14 protein-coding genes, 1 tRNA gene and 1 pseudogene are annotated in these 17738 nt (G+C 70.6%); 9 read left to right on the forward strand and 7 right to left on the reverse strand.

Annotated features, from left to right (window positions below; translation table 11 throughout):
- Positions 1-125 precede the first annotated feature (125 nt).
- The 3 genes from ABD330_RS21770 to ABD330_RS21780 all read left to right on the forward strand — a co-directional run bounded on the left by ABD330_RS21770 (position 126) and on the right by ABD330_RS21780 (position 2824).
- Positions 126-737: a nuclease-related domain-containing protein gene (locus ABD330_RS21770; RefSeq protein WP_344467672.1), complete on the forward strand. Its 612-nt coding sequence runs from the start codon at positions 126-128 to the stop codon at positions 735-737.
- Between the two features lie 267 nt (positions 738-1004).
- A complete protein-coding gene (locus ABD330_RS21775) occupies positions 1005-2063 on the forward strand; it encodes an aminotransferase-like domain-containing protein (protein WP_344467602.1) in 1059 nt (352 codons plus the stop codon).
- Positions 2064-2074: 11 nt separating this feature from the next.
- Positions 2075-2824 (forward strand): maleylpyruvate isomerase family mycothiol-dependent enzyme, encoded by a 750-nt coding sequence (locus ABD330_RS21780; protein ID WP_344467603.1) that lies wholly within the window; start codon positions 2075-2077, stop codon positions 2822-2824.
- Positions 2825-2910: 86 nt separating this feature from the next.
- Here ABD330_RS21780 and ABD330_RS21785 read toward each other — a convergent pair whose 3' ends face one another.
- On the reverse strand, positions 2911-3813 hold the full coding sequence (locus ABD330_RS21785) for a LysR family transcriptional regulator (protein ID WP_344467604.1): 903 nt from the start codon (positions 3811-3813) through the stop codon (positions 2911-2913).
- Between the two features lie 262 nt (positions 3814-4075).
- Here ABD330_RS21785 and ABD330_RS21790 point away from each other — a divergent pair, with 262 nt between their 5' ends.
- Both ABD330_RS21790 and ABD330_RS21795 read left to right on the forward strand, forming a co-directional pair.
- Complete coding sequence (locus ABD330_RS21790; protein WP_344467605.1) at positions 4076-4969, forward strand: ketopantoate reductase family protein; 894 nt, start codon at positions 4076-4078, stop codon at positions 4967-4969.
- The gene (locus tag ABD330_RS21795; RefSeq protein ID WP_344467606.1) at positions 4969-5961 is read left to right on the forward strand and encodes a VOC family protein; all 993 of its coding nucleotides are present in this window, start codon (positions 4969-4971) and stop codon (positions 5959-5961) included. Before ABD330_RS21790 ends, ABD330_RS21795 begins: the two co-directional genes overlap by 1 nt.
- Before the next feature lie 227 nt (positions 5962-6188).
- Here the strand turns inward: ABD330_RS21795 and ABD330_RS21800 are convergent.
- Positions 6189-6259, reverse strand: a tRNA-Gly gene (locus ABD330_RS21800).
- Between the two features lie 215 nt (positions 6260-6474).
- Here ABD330_RS21800 and ABD330_RS21805 point away from each other — a divergent pair.
- Complete coding sequence (locus tag ABD330_RS21805) at positions 6475-6696, forward strand: hypothetical protein (protein ID WP_344467607.1); 222 nt, start codon at positions 6475-6477, stop codon at positions 6694-6696.
- Positions 6697-6766: 70 nt separating this feature from the next.
- Positions 6767-7342 (forward strand): dCTP deaminase, encoded by a 576-nt coding sequence (gene dcd, locus ABD330_RS21810; RefSeq protein ID WP_344467608.1) that lies wholly within the window; start codon positions 6767-6769, stop codon positions 7340-7342.
- A 132-nt stretch (positions 7343-7474) separates the two neighbouring features.
- On the opposite strand, the gene ABD330_RS21815 is transcribed toward dcd, so the two are convergent.
- The 5 genes and pseudogenes from ABD330_RS21815 to ABD330_RS21835 form a co-directional block, all read right to left on the reverse strand.
- Positions 7475-8371: an alanyl-tRNA editing protein gene (locus ABD330_RS21815; protein WP_344467609.1), complete on the reverse strand. Its 897-nt coding sequence runs from the start codon at positions 8369-8371 to the stop codon at positions 7475-7477.
- Between the two features lie 139 nt (positions 8372-8510).
- Positions 8511-9434, reverse strand: a complete 924-nt coding sequence (locus ABD330_RS21820) for a Yip1 family protein (RefSeq protein WP_344467610.1) — start codon at positions 9432-9434, stop codon at positions 8511-8513.
- A gap of 267 nt (positions 9435-9701) precedes the next feature.
- A pseudogene (manB, locus tag ABD330_RS21825) lies at positions 9702-10766 on the reverse strand (mannose-1-phosphate guanylyltransferase); the annotation flags it as partial.
- 570 nt (positions 10767-11336) lie between these two features.
- Positions 11337-12356, reverse strand: coding sequence for a LamG domain-containing protein (locus ABD330_RS21830; RefSeq protein WP_344467611.1), 1020 nt, complete (start codon positions 12354-12356; stop codon positions 11337-11339).
- Positions 12357-12527: 171 nt separating this feature from the next.
- Positions 12528-14744 (reverse strand): (Fe-S)-binding protein, encoded by a 2217-nt coding sequence (locus ABD330_RS21835; protein WP_344467612.1) that lies wholly within the window; start codon positions 14742-14744, stop codon positions 12528-12530.
- A gap of 440 nt (positions 14745-15184) precedes the next feature.
- Here ABD330_RS21835 and dnaK point away from each other — a divergent pair, with 440 nt between their 5' ends.
- Together dnaK and grpE are read left to right on the forward strand one after the other, a co-directional pair.
- Positions 15185-17029: a molecular chaperone DnaK gene (gene dnaK / locus ABD330_RS21840; protein ID WP_344467613.1), complete on the forward strand. Its 1845-nt coding sequence runs from the start codon at positions 15185-15187 to the stop codon at positions 17027-17029.
- Positions 17026-17640 (forward strand): nucleotide exchange factor GrpE, encoded by a 615-nt coding sequence (gene grpE, locus ABD330_RS21845; protein WP_344467614.1) that lies wholly within the window; start codon positions 17026-17028, stop codon positions 17638-17640. The genes dnaK and grpE overlap by 4 nt, the downstream gene beginning before the upstream one ends.
- Positions 17641-17738 lie beyond the last annotated feature (98 nt).

Below are 17738 nucleotides of genomic sequence, written 5' to 3' on the forward strand. Positions count from 1 at the left end.
CACAGCAGCCTCGGCTACCGCAGTCCCGCCGAGTACGAGAGCGTCCTCGCGGTCTGACCACCACACCGATGGTGTCCGTCAAAGCGGAGCAAGCTCACAACAAGCCCGGTGAGGCACTGCGTCGGATGCTCGCAGAGGTCGAGCCGACCTGGTGGAAGCGGCGCCTCGCTTACTGGCTCGACAAGGAGAAGACCCCTGCACACACCTGGGCGGTGGGGTTACGCGGAGAGCGCATCGTCGGTGGCCGACTGAACCGTCTTCGGCGGGACGGCTGGGAGATCCTTCACTCGGTGCAATGGTCCAGCGGGACAGACATCGACCATCTCGCCATCGGACCGCCCGGAGTCTTCACGGTCAACACGAAGCATCATCGCGGGGCAGCAGTCTGGCAGGGAGACCACGCCGTCACAGTGAACCGTTCCTCGACGCGGTATGTCCCGGCCAGCCAGAGCGAAGCGACGCGAGTCGAGCGCCTGCTCACCGCCCGCTGCGGCTTCTCCGTCCCGGTGCTACCCGTGCTTGCGATCGTGGGGCCGCGTCACTCAAGGTCAGCTCGGCGCTTGCCCCAGTGCTCATGGTGGACGGGGCGCGAGTCGATCAAGGGCTGTCCGGCCGGTCGCCAAGGCTGTCGGGTGAGCAGGTGGCGAGCATCTTCGCCGTTGCCCGCGATAGTCGGACCTGGCTGGGTTGAATGCGGGCTGCGTCCTGCCCGACCAGTCAGGCTCCTGAGGACGTGAGCACTCGTCCGTCGTGGGAACGGACGTGGGGAGCGTCGCCCTGGAATGCGTCGGTGATCCGTACAGCGAAGACCCCGCCCGCACGCTCGGGCTCTCGCGCGGCCTGGTGCAGGAGTGCTACGCCCAACTCCAGGCCGAGGGCTACCTGGTGACCCGCCCGGCTCGGCGACCCGGGTGGCGGCCGGAGCCGCAGTCCCGCTCGCGGCCGCCCGGCCGTCGGCCACGCACCCGCGCTTGATGGCCGACTTCCGTTGGGGTGTACCGGACTTGGGTGCCTTCCCAGTCCAGGACTGGCTCTGGGCGACGCGCGAGGCCGCGCGCGCCATGCCGACGGCGGCGTTCGACTACGGCTGCCCTCGCGGCAGCGCGGACCTGCGCGAGGTGCTGGCCGGCTACCTGCGCCGGGTCCGCGCGGCTGCGGCAGACCCGGAGCGCATCGTCGTGTGCAACGGCTACGCCCAGGACCTCGGCCTCGCGCTCCACGTCCTCGCGGGTGCGGGTGTGCGGACCGTGGCTTTCGAGGACCCCGGCTCGCCCGCCACCGTCAGCGCGGCCGCCTCCGCGGCGGGCCTGCGCGCGGTTCCCGTGCCGGTCGACGAGCACGGCATCGAGGTGCGGGCACTGGCCACGACCGACGCCCGCGCCGTCGTGGTCACTCCCGCCCATCAGTGGCCGACCGGCGTCGCCCTCGCCCCGGAGCGGCGACTGGCGCTGCTCGACTGGGCCAGGGATCGCGACGCGATCGTCATCGAGGACGACTACGACGCCGAGTTCCGGTACGACCGCGAACCCGTCGGCGCGCTCCAGGGTTTGGCGCCCGACCGGGTCATCGCGATCGGCACCGTCAGCAAGTCCCTCGCACCCGCGCTGCGGATCGGCTGGATGCTCTGCCCGCCCGATCTCGTCGGACCGCTCGCCGAGCAGAAGCACCTGAGCGACCGGGGCACGCCCACGCTCGACCAGCTCGCCCTGGCCAGGCTGATCGAGTCCGGCCGCTTCGACCACCATCTGCGCCGCATGCGCGCAAGCTACGCGTCCCGCCGCACCGCCCTGCTCGCCGCGCTCGCCGAGCACGCACCCGGCCTGCCGGTGACCGGCCTGGCGGCCGGCTTCCACGCCGTCGCCCACCTGCCCGGCGGCGCCGACGAGTACCACGTCGTCACCGCGGCCCGTGCCCGCTCCGTCAGCCTGTACGGCATGAGCGCATGCCGCGCCTCGCGAGCCGCCGCGCCCGCGCAACTCGTCCTCGGATTCGGCAACGTGAGCGAGCGCGCCATCACCGAGGGCATCGCAGCCGTCGGTGACCTGCTCGCAGGCGGGCCGTAGAGTACGGGCCCGTGTCCGACAACATCGCTATCGCCCCGGCCGACATCGCGCTCGTCCTCGACGGCGTCCACAGTTCCGCCGCACGCCTCGGCACGACTCTCGACGCGCTGACCGACCTCCAGGCCCGCGAGCCGTCGGCGCTGCACGGCTGGAGCCGCGGCCACGTCGTCACCCACCTCGCCCGCAGCGCCGACGTCTACCGCTGGCTGCTGACCCTCGCCCGGACCGGCACCGAGCCCGGCCCCCGGGCCGACGCCGCCACGCTGGACCGCGCGCTGCACGAGGGCGCCGGGCGCAGTAGCACCGAACTCGTCGCCGACCTGCGCACCAGCCTGGACCGACTACTCGACGAGGCGGCGTCCATGCCCGCCGAACGCTGGACCACCTTGGTCACCGCGCTGGCGGGCTGGCGGCACCCGGCCTGGTTCACCCTGCACCGCTGCCGACGCGAACTCGAAACCCACCATGCCGACCTGAACCTTGGCTACACCACCGCCAACTGGCCCGCCGACTACGTCACCTGGGCGCTCGACGACACCCTCACCGCACTGGCGGCCCATCACTTCCCCGTCGCCCGGATCGACGCCGAGGACCTCGACCGATCCTGGACGCTCTCCGCGACCGGCCCCACCGTCACCGGCCCGGGCCACACCTTGCTCGCCTGGCTCGCCGGACGCGGCAGAGACCCGCTGCTCCGCTCGGACCTGCCACTGCCGACCCCGACGAGGTGGCCGCTCCCACCGGTACCGGGCTGGAACTGACACACGCTGTCGATGACGCCGAAGGCAAAGGTGCGCATCAAGCGGCTGATCACCACTCGAGGTTGGACGCGCCCGTCAGCCTGCGTCTATCCAAGGACGGTCTGCTTGCCGCAGTGGTGCGCGACGGTCTCGGCGAACGCGCGGGCCAGCGGGGAGAGAGCGTCCCAGCGGCGCACTGCCCAGCCTGCGGTGAGGGCCGGGAGGGCGGGGATGGGGATCAGCCGCAGATCCGGGTGTCCGGGACCGCTCCAGGCGGGCAGGGCCGGGACGACGGCGTGGCCCAGCCCCAGCTCGGCCAGCAGGATCGCAGTGTCCCAGTCGGCGACGCTGGTGTCGAACACCGGCCGGATCCCGGATTCCGCGAGCCAGGTGCCGAGTTGCAGGCGGGAGGTCGAGTTCTCCGGGAGTCCTATGAGCCGGGCCTCCTGCAGGTCGGCTGGCTCCACGAAGGCTTTGGCCGCCAGCGGATCGGCTGCCGACACGGCAAGCGCCCAGGGAAGCTCGACAACAGGGCGCTGCTCAATGGTGCGAGTCGCGGGCCCCAGGGTGATCCAGGCGAGGTCGACGCCGCCGGCAGCGAGCGCGTCGAAGCAGCCGCGACTGGAGGTTTCGGTCTGGAATTCGAGGCTGGCCTGGGGAAAGCGCCGCCGGAAGTCGACGACGGCTGCGGACATGAAGTGCCGGACGGTCGTGGCCCCTGTCGTGACCCGCACCGACCCGCCTTCCGCGCGTGCCACTTCCTCGAGCCGCCGCAGTGCGTGGTCGATGCACCCCAGGCCCTCGGTGACCGCCGCGTGCAGCATGCGCCCGGCCAGAGTCGGCACCACCCCCCGCGTGTGCCGTTCGAGCAGGCTCAGGCCCAACTCCCGCTCCAGTCGCTTCACATGCTGACTGACCGCAGACTGCGTGCAGGACAGGTCGCGGGCGGCGGCGCTCAGCGAGCCGGCCTGGCAGACCGCGGCGAAGACACGGAGATCGTCAAGAGTCACAGTGACCCAAGGTATCGCTTGGGCATGTGCCAGCAAACCCGTGGATTGACTTGGGTTTCCGACATGCTTGATCATCGCTGCAGGGCCCAGGGCGGCAACCCGCCCGCTGCTTTCACCCGATCCGGACACGGTGATCGCATGGCGGGTGCCGACCCGCAACCTGCCGAGGGGAAAACACAGTTGTCCACCCGACCGGTTCCCACCACTCAGCCTCCAGCCCGACCACACCAACCGGTCTCCCAAGGACGACAGGAGCGCGCACGTGACCACAACCAACCGGACGGTGGCCATCCTCGGACCGGGCGGCGTCGGAGGCCTCATCGGCGCGCTGCTCGCCCGTGACGGACACCGCGTCATCTGCCTGGCCGGCGAGGAGACCGCAGCCGTACTGAGCCGGGACGGCCTGCGCGTCGAGAGCGCCCAGTACGGGGACTTCACCGCAGCGGTGGAGGCCGACACAGAGCTGCGCCAGCCGGTGGACGCCGTCTTCGTGACGGTCAAGCAGACCGCCCTGGAGGAGGCGCTCGACCGTGTACCGGCCCATGTCCTCGGCGACGCGATCGTGGTCCCGCTGCTCAACGGCCTCGACCACCTGGCCGTGCTCCGCGAGCGCTACCCCTCGGCCAAGGTCGTCGCCGGCACGATCAGGGTCGAGGCCACCCGCACCTCACCAGGACGCATCCTCCACACCAGCCCCTTCAGCAACCTCGAACTGGCCGCGCCACTCGACGAGTTCGCGGACCGGCTCCGGCACGCCGGCCTCGGCGTGGCCCTGCGCACCGACGAGACAGCGATGCTCTGGGACAAACTCGCCTTCCTCGCCCCGTTCGCCCTGCTGACCACCCGCTACCAGACGGCGGTCGGCACCATCCGCAGCGAGCGGCGTAACGAACTGCTGGCCGTGCTCGACGAAATCACCGCCGTGGCACAGGCCACCGGCGCACCCGTGGCGACCGAGACCGTGCGCTCGTTCTTCGACCGCGCCCCGCAGACGATGAAGTCCTCGATGCAGCGTGACGCCGAAGCCGGACGCCCGCTCGAACTCGACGCCATCGGCGGAGCCGTCCTGCGGGCCGGGGCCGCCCACGGCGTCGAAACCCCGATCACGGCGCAGCTGGTCGCCGAGGTGGCTCGCGCAACCGACCAGGAGGCGTGATGCGGCGGATCGACCCGTCCGACGACAACCCGGAAGGCGGCCCGAGCCGCGCGGCGACGTGGCCCACCGTCGAGGAGTTCCTACGCGCCCGGGGCGCCGGCGAGATGCCCCACCCCGGCGGTACGCTCCTGGAGCACCTGATCCGCGTCGCGCGCCTCCTGGGCGAGTGGGGCTCCGATCCGGACGTGCAGGCCGCGGGGCTGTGTCACGCGGCGTACGGAACCGACGGGTTCGACCAAGCCCTGGCGGACCCCACCGAGCGCGCACTCCTCGCCGAGCTGATCGGCGAACGGGCCGAGGCACTGGTCCACCTCTACGCGAGCTGTGACCGCAGCGCCGTGTATCCACGACTCGAAAACGGGCGACCGGTGGTCTTCCATGACCGCTTCACCGGCCGTGAGTACACCCCACCGGAGCAGGACCTGCGCGCCTTCCTCGACATCACCGCCGCCAACGAACTCGACGTGCTGGCGCACAACGCCGACCTCGCCGACCGCTACGGCCCCGCCCTGCACCGGCTGTTCACCCGCTCGCGCGACCTGCTCTCCGCCGCGACGTGGGAGGCCTGCGTGCAGCAGCTCAGCCGGTACGCCCCCGACGCGGGGCCGGGGATCCGGATCACCGGCCTGGACCACCTGGTGCTGACCGTCGCCGACATCGAACAGACCGTCGACTTCTACGAACGCGTCCTGGGCATGCGCCCGCTCACCTTCGGCGAGGGACGCCGCGCGCTGGCCTTCGGCACCAGCAAGATCAACCTCCACCAAGTCGGCCGCGAACTCCTCCCGCACGCCACGCATCCCACCCCCGGCAGCGCCGACCTGTGCCTGGTCACCGACACGCCGCAAGAACACGTCCTGGCCCACCTGTCGGCCTGCGGAGTGCCCGTGGAGGAAGGCCCCGTACCGCGCACCGGTGCCCAAGGCGCCATCACCAGCACCTACCTGCGCGACCCGGACGGCAACCTGATCGAAATCAGTACCTACAACTGATCTGCCTCCGGCCCATAGCTGAAAGGAACCACAGGGCTGCGAAGCACCAACGACGCCCGAAGAGCTCATAGCTCAGCGCATTGCGGCCAGGAGCGCGACAGCGCCGCACCCACCGACCACCCCTGCCCGCCGTTGTCCGTGGTTACCGGTGCGCTAGTGGTGCGACTCTCATAATTGGTCTAGACAACAAGAAAGCCCCAGGCCGTTGACCTGGGGCTTTACCTCTGAGCGGGCGACGAGAATCGAACTCGCGCTATAAGCTTGGGAAGCTCATGTTCTACCATTAAACTACGCCCGCGTGACGAACCGTCAGTGACCGCTCGATCGTCGCCCACTCTACCCCATGTGCCGGACCGGCTCGGTACGTGTGTCCCGTGTGCCGTCCGGGTCGGGGTGGGTGGGGTCGGCGAGCCTGCGGGTGGGGTGTCCGGAACATCCCCTAATGTGACGCTGTCCCGGGGTGTTGGGCCTCGTTCGGGTGTCCACGGGTACGGGCAGAGGGATGGGAAATCGATGGAGCAGCGCACTGTCGTCCGTTGTGCCGAGGGGCATCTGTTCAGCACCGCGACGTTCCCGATGCAGAATCTCGGCGCCGGGCGGCTGGGGCCCGGGCGGTTGATCCGGTGTCCGCGGTGCGGGCGGTTGCGCAGTTCGGTGCCGGCCGATGTGGGTGAGCTGTCGGGGGTGCAGTTGGCGCGGGCGCTGGAGTCGGCGGCGGCGGAGTTCCCGGTCTGAGCAGGGGTGACGAGGCAGCGGCGCCCCGGCGGATTCGTCCGGGGCACGTCAGTGCACGTAACCTCGAAGCGTGCTGCTCTCTGATAAGGACATCCGAACCGAGATCGACAAGGGCCGGGTCAAGATCGACCCGTTCGACCCTTCGATGGTCCAGCCCTCAAGCATCGACGTCCGGCTGGATCGTTTCTTCCGGGTGTTCGAGAACCACCGCTACCCCCACATCGACCCGTCCGAGGAGCAGCCCGACCTCACCCGGCTGGTCGAGCCGGAGGGCGACGAGCCGTTCATCCTGCACCCGGGCGAGTTCGTGCTCGCCTCCACGTACGAGGTGATCACGCTCCCCGACGATGTGGCGTCGCGGCTGGAGGGGAAGTCCAGCCTCGGCCGGCTCGGGCTGCTGACGCACTCCACCGCCGGTTTCATCGACCCCGGTTTCAGCGGGCACGTGACGCTGGAGCTGTCCAACGTCGCCACGCTGCCGATCAAGCTCTACCCCGGTATGAAGATCGGCCAGCTCTGCCTGTTCCGGCTCTCCTCGCCGTCCGAGCACCCGTACGGCTCCGAGCGCTACGGCTCGCGCTACCAGGGCCAGCGTGGCCCGACGCCTTCGCGCTCGTACCTGAACTTCCATCGCAGCCCGGTGTGAACCACCGCTGAGCCGGCGCTGAGCCGCCCCTGGAGCGCGGCTGAAGCGCGGCTGACCGACTGCTGAGCCACCCCGGAGGGGAGGCGGGTACCCACCCGCCTCCCCTCCGGCATGCCGGGCATGTTCGGGGCGTCAGGCGCGCTTCGGACGGGTGACGGCCGTCAGCTCGCTGCCGTCCGCCGAGAGCAGCAACTCCGTACGCAGCTCGGCGAGTTCGCCCAGGCGGTGGAGGTGGGTGCCGCCGCAGGCGATCTCGGCCGGTCCGGCCGGGAGCTCGCAGTGCCACTGGCGGCGGGCGGTCAGCTCGGGGCCGGGGACCTCGATCCGGACCGGGGCGTCCGCCGCGACCCAGGCTGCGAGCTGGGTGTTGACGGCCTCGGTGAGGGCGGGCAGGGCGTCCGTGAGCGCCGGGAAGTCCTCCGTCGCCTCGACCGTGAAGCCCTTCTTGCGGAGTGACTTGCCGAGGCGGTAGACGTCCGTACTGGCCTCGGTGTCCATCACGGAGGAGGCCATCGCGAGGCTGTCGAAGTCGGGGTTGCCGAAGGCGTCCGCGCGGCCCGGGTCCTTGCGCCAGCGCGCGGCCAGCGCGGCGTTCAGGGCGAGTGCGAGCAGGTGGCAGCCGCTGTGCGAGGCGGAGAGCAGACCACGGCGCTCGGCGTCGACGCGGAGGGCGGCGACCTGGCCCACGAGGTCGGCGGCCGGCTCGGCGGCCAGCACGTGCAGCACCAGCCAGGACCACTCCTCGTCCCCGCGCCGGACCGGGATGTCCGAGCCGACCAGCACGGCGGGGTCCGCCGGGCCGACCGCGCCGGTCAGGCAGTCCACCACCGGGTACTCGACGCCGCCGACCGTGAGCGAGCCGAGGTCGGCCGGCTGGTCGGGCCAGGTGTGGTCGAGCGGGTGGAACGGGGTCGCCTCGGTGACCACGGCGTACCGGCCGTCGGCCAGCGGGTGGACGGCGAGCACCGGCGACTCGCCGGTCACCGCCCCGGCGGGGAAGCTGACGTGAGTGGTGGGGAGGAGGGTCATCCGGTGGCTCCGTGCGGAAGGGCAGGACAGGGGAAGCGGGACAGCCCCCACCCTAGTCAACGCCCGTCGGACACCGCTCGACCCACCGATCACCCCGCCGCCACCCCGCCACCACACAGCCGCGAGCCCGCGAAGCAGCTCAGCCCAGCGTCGGGAGCTTGATCAGCACCAGCAGCGCGAGCAGTTGCAGCGCCGCCGCCCCGGCCGCCTTGCCCCAGGGAAGATCGTGCAGTCGGCGCACCATGATGGTGAGCAGCACCGCGCAGAACAGCCAGCTGGCCCACCCCAGCAGCTGGACCACGATGTTGTCGGTGGGCAGGAAGAGCGCGAGCAGCAGCCTCGGCACGTCCGTCGTCCAGCCGATCAGCACGGCCAGCCCGACGGTCGACTGCCACGGGCCGTCCCCGCCGAGCCGACGGGCCAGCGCGTACGTCACGCCGCCCAGCATCGCGCCGGCCAGGGTGAAGGCGACGGCCGTTCCGGCGATCGCCCAGAGGGCGATGGAGAACGTCGAATCGACCACGTCGTTGTGGGTCGAGCCCATGCCCAGCACCGCGAGCACGCCGTAGACCAGCGAGACGGTGAGGGCCGGCAGCCAGACCTGGTGGTCGCGCATCCGGTCGAACGTGTGGGTCGGGTCCCGGTAGATCCCCGTCAGCAGCGCCTTCCAGCCCAGCCGGGGCCCCGAGACGTGCGGTGCGGACTGCCCGCCGGCCCGGTACACCGCGACGTTGTCCTGCGCGGGGTACTGGTCGGGGCGCTCGCCGGGGTACTGCGCGTCGTACCCGTCGTGCTCCTGGTACTGCTCCCCGTACGGCATCCCGGTGCCCACCGTGAACGCCCGGGTGCTGCCCGGACGGTCGGCCGCGTAGGGGTCCGTGTCCTGAGCCGCGTACCGGTCCGGGGCCGCGTACCGGTCCTGCGGCGAGCCGGGCGGCCCGGTGAAGTAGCCGGGCTCCCCCGCACCGCCGTCTGCTCCGCCGCGTGCGCCACCGGGCGCCGCCGACCACCCCTGCCGGGGGTCGGCGGCGCCCTGACCGTTGTCGTATCCGTTGCCAGCCACGCTCCGAAGGTACCCGGTTCGGCCCACCGGGCACCGGCCGGTCATCGGACCGGCGACGGATTGCAGCAGGCCTGTGACGGGGTGCCGGAGTGACGACGCGAGCGAGCCGGCGTCAGTGGCCGACGTCAGGGACGTCAGGGACGTCAGGGACGCCGGGGACGCCAGGAACGTCAGCGGCAGGCGTCAGTGGTCGGCGCCGACCACACGGCCGTGCACCACGACCGCCGAGGCCTCGCCGGCCGGGCAGCCGCCGGGGCCCGCGGTGGTGCGGACCGCGCCGACGGGCAGCAGGGTGCCGCAGGCGATCCGGACGCCGTTCGGCAGCTCGTTGTCGGACTCGACGATCGCACCGTCGCCGATCACCGCGCCGTCCAGGGAGGTCCGGGCGCCGATGCTCGCGAACGCGCCGACGATGGAGTCCTTGACGAAGGTGTCGGCGCCGATCACCGCGCCGGGCAGGATGACGCTGCCCTCGACGATCGCACCGGCCTCGATCACCGCGCCCTCCGAGACCACCGTGCCGGAGCTGAGCACCGCACCCTGGTGCACGTCGGCGCCGGGCAGCAGCAGCGCGTCACCGGTCGGACCGGGGACGGCCGGCGAGTCGACCTTGCCGAGCACCAGGTCGGCGGAGCCGCGGACGAAGGCCGCGGGGGTGCCGAGGTCGAGCCAGTACGAGGTGTCGACCACGCCGCGCAGCAGGGCGCCGGTGGCGAGCAGCTCGGGGAAGGTCTCACGCTCGACCGAGACCTCACGGCCGGTCGGGATGCGGTCGATCACCGAACGGGTGAAGACGTAGCAGCCGGCGTTGATCTGGTCGGTGATGATCTGCTCGGGAGTCTCCGGCTTCTCCAGGAACTCCAGCACCCGGCCGTCGGCGTCGGTGGGCACCAGGCCGAAGGCGCGCGGGTCCTCGACCCGGGTCAGGTGCAGGGAGACGTCCGCACCGGCGGCGACGTGGCTGTCGCGCAGGGCGGCGATGTCCAGGCCGGAGAGGATGTCACCGTTGAAGACGAGCACGGGCTCGTCCGGGCCGCAGGTGAGGCCGGAGGCGGCGTTGCGGATGGCACCGCCGGTGCCGAGCGGCTCGACCTCGGTGAGGTAGACCAGCTCGATGCCGTACGGGCTGCCGTCCTTGAAGTGGTCCTCGAAGACCTCGGCGAGGTACGAGGTCGCCAGCACGACCCGCGTCACACCGGCGGCCGCGGCCCGGGCCAGCTGGTGGGCGATGAACGGCACACCGGCGACGGGGAGCATGGGCTTCGGCGTGTGGGTGGTCAGCGGGCGCAGCCGTGTGCCCTTACCACCGACCAGCATGATTGCCTGGGTCATGGTCTGTGCTTCTCCCCTTGCTCCGGTGCGTCCCGGACCGCCGTCAGGGGGCCGGTGTCGCCAATCGGTGACCGCTACTGCCGGCGAACGGCGGGAGGCATGGGTGCGGCTGCACCGGTCCCCCGGTCCGTGGTCGGCGGACGCGCACATCGCGTGTCCAGCGCCTACTGTATTTCCTTCCAAAGCACAGGCGTTCCACTGGCGGCTTGATCAGTATCACTAGTGCTACTGCAACCAAGATCCTTCCGAGCCGCCACGGCCGGCCCCCGGCTGTTCCCGGGCCACGGGTCGGCCGTGGTCGCACCACCGCCCACCCGCGGAAAGCCTGGCGGAAAGCCGCCCGGAAAGCCCTCGCAAAAGCCCTGCGCGAGCCCCTCGAGCGAAAGTCCCGCACGAAACCCCCGGGCGAAACCCCCGGCCGGAAACTCAGCCCCGAAGCCCGCCCGGAAGCCCACGCGGAAGCCCGCGCGGAAGGGCGCCCGAAAGCCGCCCCGGAAACCGGCGCAACGCCCGGCCCGAGTGCCCACCCGAGTGCCCACCGGAGTGCCTGCCCGAGTGGCTACGGGGCCCCTACGGGAGCAGCCAGCCCGCCATCGGCGGCGCATCCGCGGCAGCACCGCCGCCGCCACTGCCCCCCGCCGCCAGCTGCGCGATCCGAGCGGCCGGCAGCGCCTGGTCCCACGCCTGGACGTCGGTGATCGCGCCGTCCCAGCTGTCGCTCCAGGCGGACTTGTACCGGACCCGGCCGAGTTGCAGCGGGCCGCTGGTGTGCCAGACCCCCTTGACGGCGGTGGTCTGGGCGAGCCGGCCGTCGACGTAGAGCGAGATCTTCTTGGCGGCCACGTCGTACACGCCGGTCAGCAGGGTCCACTGCCCGGTGGTGGCGGGGGTCTTGGAGAACGCCTGGTAGGTGGTGTCGTCCTGGCCGCCGGCGGCGGTCTGCACCTTGAAGACCCACTGGTTGTGCCCGGCCCAGTAGTCCCGGCCGAGGTCGAAGGAGTAGTAGCTGTCGCTGCCCTGGCTGACCGCCGAGCGGCCGCCGGTCGGGGCGTTGTTGCGGACCAGCGCGGAGACCGTGAAGCTCTTGGCGGTGTTCACCACCACCGTGTTGGTCTGCGCGTACGCCTCCGGGCTGCTGTTGAGGACCAGCGTCTGGCCGTTGTGTCCCTCGGTTGGCCCGAGCACCGCGCCGTGGCTCAGCGACAGCGGGTGGTGGCCGCCGCGGTCGTCGACCTTGACCGTCCGCGCGGAGGCGTCGGGTGAGGCGGACGGGGAGCCCGGGTCGGCGAGCGGTGTGCCGGCGGCCGTACCGCTCGCGGGCGCCGCGTGGGCCGACGCGGCCGGGCCGCTCCCGCCCGGCTGCTGGAGCACCAGCGCGCCCGCCACCATGCCGCCCACCAGCAGCACGCCGAGCGCCGCGCCGCCGATCTTCAGCCTCGTGCGTCGCCGGTCCTCCTGCTGGTTCCGCTGCGCCAGTGCCTCCCAGTCGGGCTCGGCGGGCGCCGGGGGCACGTACGCGGGCCGCTGCTGCGGTCCGTTCCAGCCCGGGTCGGCGCCGCTCTGACCTGGTATTCCCCCACCATCGCTCATGAGGCGAAATGCTAGGCCATCGCCTCCGGCCGGTCCGCACCGGCAAACCGTGCGCAAACCCGGCGCAAAGGCCGGGGAATCGCGGGGCCCCGGAATGCGGTCCGCCCCGCCCGCCGAAAGGCGTGCGGGGCGGGCGGGGCGGACCGGGACGGACGCGGGTCAGGCGGTGCGTCAGGCCTCGACCGGCTCCGGCTCGGGCTCGACCGGCTGGGCCTTGACCGAGTCGAGCAGCAGCTGCGCGACGTCGACCACCTTCAGGTGCTCCTTGGCCGCGCCCTCGTTCTTCTTCCCGTTGACCGAGTCGGAGAGCATCACCAGGCAGAACGGGCAGGCGGTGGAGACGATGTCGGGGTTGAGCGACAGCGCCTCGTCCACCCGCTCGGTGTTGATGCGCTTGCCGATCCGCTCCTCCATCCACATCCGCGCGCCACCGGCGCCGCAGCAGAAGCCGCGCTCCTTGTGGCGGTGCATCTCCTGCTGGCGCAGACCGGGGACCTTGTCCATGATCTCGCGCGGCGGGCTGTAGACCTTGTTGTGACGGCCCAGGTAGCACGGGTCGTGGTAGGTGATCAGACCCTCGACCGGGTTGACCGGGATGAGCTTGCCCTCGTCGATCAGGTGCTGCAGCAGCTGGGTGTGGTGGATGACCTCGAAGTGGCCGCCCAGCTGCGGGTACTCGTTGGCGAGGGTGTTGAAGCAGTGCGGGCAGGTGGCGACGATCCGCTTGGTCGGGGCGTCCTCCAGAGCCGCGTTCAGCGTCTCGACGTTCTGCGCGCCGAGCATCTGGAACAGGAACTCGTTGCCCAGGCGGCGCGGGGAGTCACCCGAGCAGGTCTCCTCCTTGCCGAGGATCGCGAACTTGACGCCCGCCGTGTGCAGCAGCTCCGCGAAGGCCTTGGTGGTCTTCTTGGCGCGGTCCTCCAGGGCGCCGGCGCAGCCGACCCAGTAGAGGTACTCGACCTCGGCCGGCTCGATGTCCTGGCCGATGACCGGCACCTCGATGCCGGTCTCCTTCTTCAGCTCCTTGACCCAGTCCAGGCGCGCCTTGGTGGCCATGCCCCACGGGTTGCCCTTGTTCTCCAGGTTCTTGAGCATCGTCCCGGCCTCGGTCGGGAAGGAGCTCTCGATCATCACCTGGTAGCGGCGCATGTCGACGATGTGGTCGATGTGCTCGATGTCCACCGGGCACTGCTCGACGCAGGCGCCGCAGCTGGTGCAGGACCAGAGCACGTCCGGGTCGATGACGCCGTTCTCCTCGGCGGTGCCGATCAGCGGGCGCTCGGCCTCGGCCAGTGCGGCCGCCGGGACGTCCTTCAGCTGCTCCGGGGTGGCGATCTCGTTGCCCTCGGTGTCCTTGCCGCCGCCGGCGAGCAGGTACGGCGCCTTGGCGAAGGCGTGCTCCCGCAGGCTCATGATCAGCAGCTTGGGCGAGAGCGGCTTTCCGGTGTTCCAGGCGGGGCACTGCGACTGGCAGCGGCCGCACTCGGTGCAGGTGGAGAAGTCGAGGATGCCCTTCCAGGAGAAGTGCTCGACCTGCGAGACGCCGAAGACGGCGTCCTCGGCCGGGTCCTCGAAGTCGATCGGGGCGCCGCCGCTGGTCATCGGCCGCAGCGCGCCGAGCGCGACGGCGCCGCTCTCCTCGCGCTTGAAGAAGATGTTGAAGAAGGCCAGGAAGCGGTGCCAGGCGACACCCATCGACGGGTTGATGCCGATCGTGGTCGCCCAGGCGAAGGAGATCGTGATCTTCAGCATCGCGAACAGGTAGATCAGGTTGACCAGCGTGCCGTGCGACAGGCCCCGGAAGGCCGCCACCAGCGGGTACGAGATCAGGAACCCGGCCTCGTACGAGTCGACGCCGGAGAGCGCACCCTCCAGGCCGCGCAGGATCATGATGCACAGGCCGATGCCGAGGATCGTGTACTCGACGTAGAAGGCCTGCCAGGCGATCGAGCCGGCGAAGCGGGACTTGCGGCCGGCCCGGCCCGGCAGGCTGAGCAGCCGGATCACCATCAGGACGAGGATGCCCAGCGTGGTGAGCGTGCCGACCAGCTCGGTGAAGATCTCGAACGGGGTCCAGGTGCCGAGCCACGGGATCTGGAAGGACGCCTCGAAGAGCTGGCCGAAGGCGGTCACCAGGGTGAGGATCAGGCTGAAGAAGCCGACCGCGACGAACCAGTGCGCGACGCCGACGACGCCCCACTGGTTCATCCGGGTGTGGCCGAGGAACTCCACGGCCACCGTCTTGACGCGCTGCACCGGGTTCGCGGTCCGGGTGGCGTCCGGCTGGCCGGTCTTCACCACCTTGTAGATGTACACGCCCGCCCGGGCGGCGAGCGCGATGCCGATCACTGTGGTGACCAGCGAGATGACGATCGCTGCTAGCTGCATCGGCTCTCCGTCTCCAGGGGCTTCGTAGCAGGGGTAGATAGGGGTCCAAGCAAGTGTACTGGGCGGTAACTTATCGAGCCGACCGGGGCGGACACTACCGTCCGTCAATACCCCTCCAGAAGATGCGCAGGGTATGGCGGCAGTCACTAAGGCCACGCTCACCCTCCTGGCCCAACCCGCCGCCGGCCGCCGCCCGGCCGACCCCGACCCCGACCGGCCCCTCCGGAGCCCCGGCCGGAGGGGCCCGGCAGGCCCTGACCGGAGCGCCCCAAGGCCGGATCGGAGGGGCTGAAGCCCAGGCCGGAGCGGTTCCCGCCATTTCATTCACCCATAAGCGCGCAGTAAAGTTGCGCCACTCCGACTCATAGCTGTTGACGATGTCCCCGGCGTCATGCATGCTTGAGCCTGTAAAGCTCAACTTCTCTGTGGAGGTATCTACGATGGCACGCGCGGTCGGTATCGACCTCGGTACGACGAACTCGGTCGTCAGCGTTCTCGAAGGTGGCGAGCCCACCGTCATCACGAACGCCGAGGGCGCCCGGACCACGCCGTCCGTCGTCGCCTTCGCCAAGAACGGCGAGGTGCTCGTCGGCGAGGTCGCCAAGCGTCAGGCGGTCACCAACGTCGACCGGACGATCCGTTCGGTCAAGCGCCACATGGGTACGGGTTGGAAGATCAACCTGGATGGCAAGGACTTCAACCCCCAGCAGATCAGCGCCTTCATCCTGCAGAAGCTGAAGCGCGACGCCGAGGCGTACCTGGGCGAGACGGTGACCGACGCGGTCATCACCGTCCCCGCGTACTTCTCCGACTCGGAGCGCCAGGCGACGAAGGAGGCCGGTGAGATCGCGGGCCTCAACGTCCTGCGCATCGTCAACGAGCCGACCGCCGCCGCGCTGGCCTACGGCCTGGACAAGGACGACCAGACCATCCTGGTCTTCGACCTCGGCGGTGGCACCTTCGACGTGTCCCTGCTGGAGATCGGCGACGGCGTCGTCGAGGTGAAGGCCACCAACGGTGACAACCACCTCGGCGGTGACGACTGGGACCAGAAGGTCGTCGACCACCTGGTGAAGGTCTTCCACTCCGGCCACGGCGTGGACCTCTCCAAGGACAAGATGGCCCTCCAGCGCCTGCGCGAGGCCGCTGAGAAGGCGAAGATCGAGCTGTCCTCGTCCTCCGAGACCTCGATCAACCTGCCCTACATCACGGCCTCCGCCGAGGGCCCGCTGCACCTGGACGAGAAGCTCACCCGCGCCCAGTTCCAGCAGCTCACCGCGGACCTGCTGGAGCGCTGCAAGACGCCGTTCCACAACGTGATCAAGGACGCGGGCATCAACCTGTCCGAGATCGACCACGTGGTGCTCGTCGGTGGCTCGACCCGTATGCCGGCCGTCGCCGAGCTGGTCAAGGAGCTCACCGGTGGCCAGGACGCCAACAAGGGCGTCAACCCGGACGAGGTCGTCGCCATCGGCGCCGCGCTCCAGGCCGGTGTGCTGAAGGGTGAGGTCAAGGACGTCCTGCTGCTCGACGTCACCCCGCTGTCCCTGGGTATCGAGACCAAGGGCGGCATCATGACCAAGCTGATCGAGCGCAACACCACGATCCCGACCAAGCGGTCCGAGATCTTCACCACGGCCGAGGACAACCAGCCGTCCGTGCAGATCCAGGTCTACCAGGGCGAGCGCGAGATCGCGGCGTACAACAAGAAGCTCGGCATGTTCGAGCTGACCGGCCTGCCGCCGGCCCCCCGCGGCCTGCCCCAGATCGAGGTCACCTTCGACATCGACGCCAACGGCATCATGCACGTCGGCGCGAAGGACCTCGGCACCGGCAAGGAGCAGCGGATGACCGTCACCGGTGGCTCCGCGCTGCCGAAGGACGACATCGAGCGCATGATGCGCGAGGCCGAGCAGTACGCCGAGGAGGACCACAAGCGCCGCGAGGCCGTGGAGACCCGGAACCAGGGCGAGCAGCTGGTCTACTCGACCGAGAAGTTCATCGCGGACAACTCCGACAAGCTCCCCGAGGACGTCAAGACCGAGGTCGAGACGGCGCTCACCGAGCTCAAGGAGAAGCTGAAGGGCGAGGACATCGCGGCCATCCGCGAGGCCACCGAGAAGGTGTCCACCACCGCCCAGAAGCTCGGCACCGCGCTGTACGCGAACGCCGACGCCGCGGGTGCCGCCCCGGCCGGTGACGCCCCGCACGACGCCAAGGCCGAGGACGACGTGGTCGACGCCGAGATCGTCGACGACGAGAAGCCCAAGGGCGGTGCGGCATGACGGAGAAGCCGCAGGGCGACAAGCCCGGCGACGACTCCGCTGCCGAAGAGGCCGTCCTGAAGGCCGCCGAAGAGGCGGTCTCGGGAGGCGCTTCGGAGGAGCTCGCCGCCGCGCAGCGTGAGGTGGCCGAACGTACGGCCGACTTGCAGCGCCTTCAGGCCGAGTACCAGAACTACCGCAAGCGGGTCGAGCGCGACCGGCTCACGGTCCGCGAGATCGCGGTCTCCAACATCCTGGAGTCCCTGATCCCGGTGCTGGACGACATCGGCCGGGCCCGTGAGCACGGCGAGGTGACGGGCGGGTTCAAGTCGGTCTCCGACAACCTGGAGACGGTCGTCGCCAAGCTGGGCCTGCAGCAGTTCGGCAAGGAGGGCGAGTCCTTCGACCCGACCCTGCACGAGGCACTGATGCACAGCTACTCCTCGGACGTCACCGAGGACACCTGTGTCCAGATCCTCCAGCCCGGTTACCGCATCGGCGAGCGGATCATCCGCCCGGCGATGGTCGCGGTGGCCGAACCGCAGCCCGGCGCCCAGACCACGGGTGCCCCGGATGCGGAGAAGCCCGGCCCGGACGCAGCCGACAAGGCTGACGGTGCGGCCGAAAGCTGACACTCTGTGCGCTGCGGAGTCGTACGTCGTCCAGTACGACGCACGGCTCCGCAGCGCCGTATCCGGCGCCATCAGAACGGCATACTTCGGGAGGTTGT

This window comes from Kitasatospora kazusensis, from assembly GCF_039529945.1.
Classification (GTDB): domain Bacteria; phylum Actinomycetota; class Actinomycetes; order Streptomycetales; family Streptomycetaceae; genus Kitasatospora; species Kitasatospora kazusensis.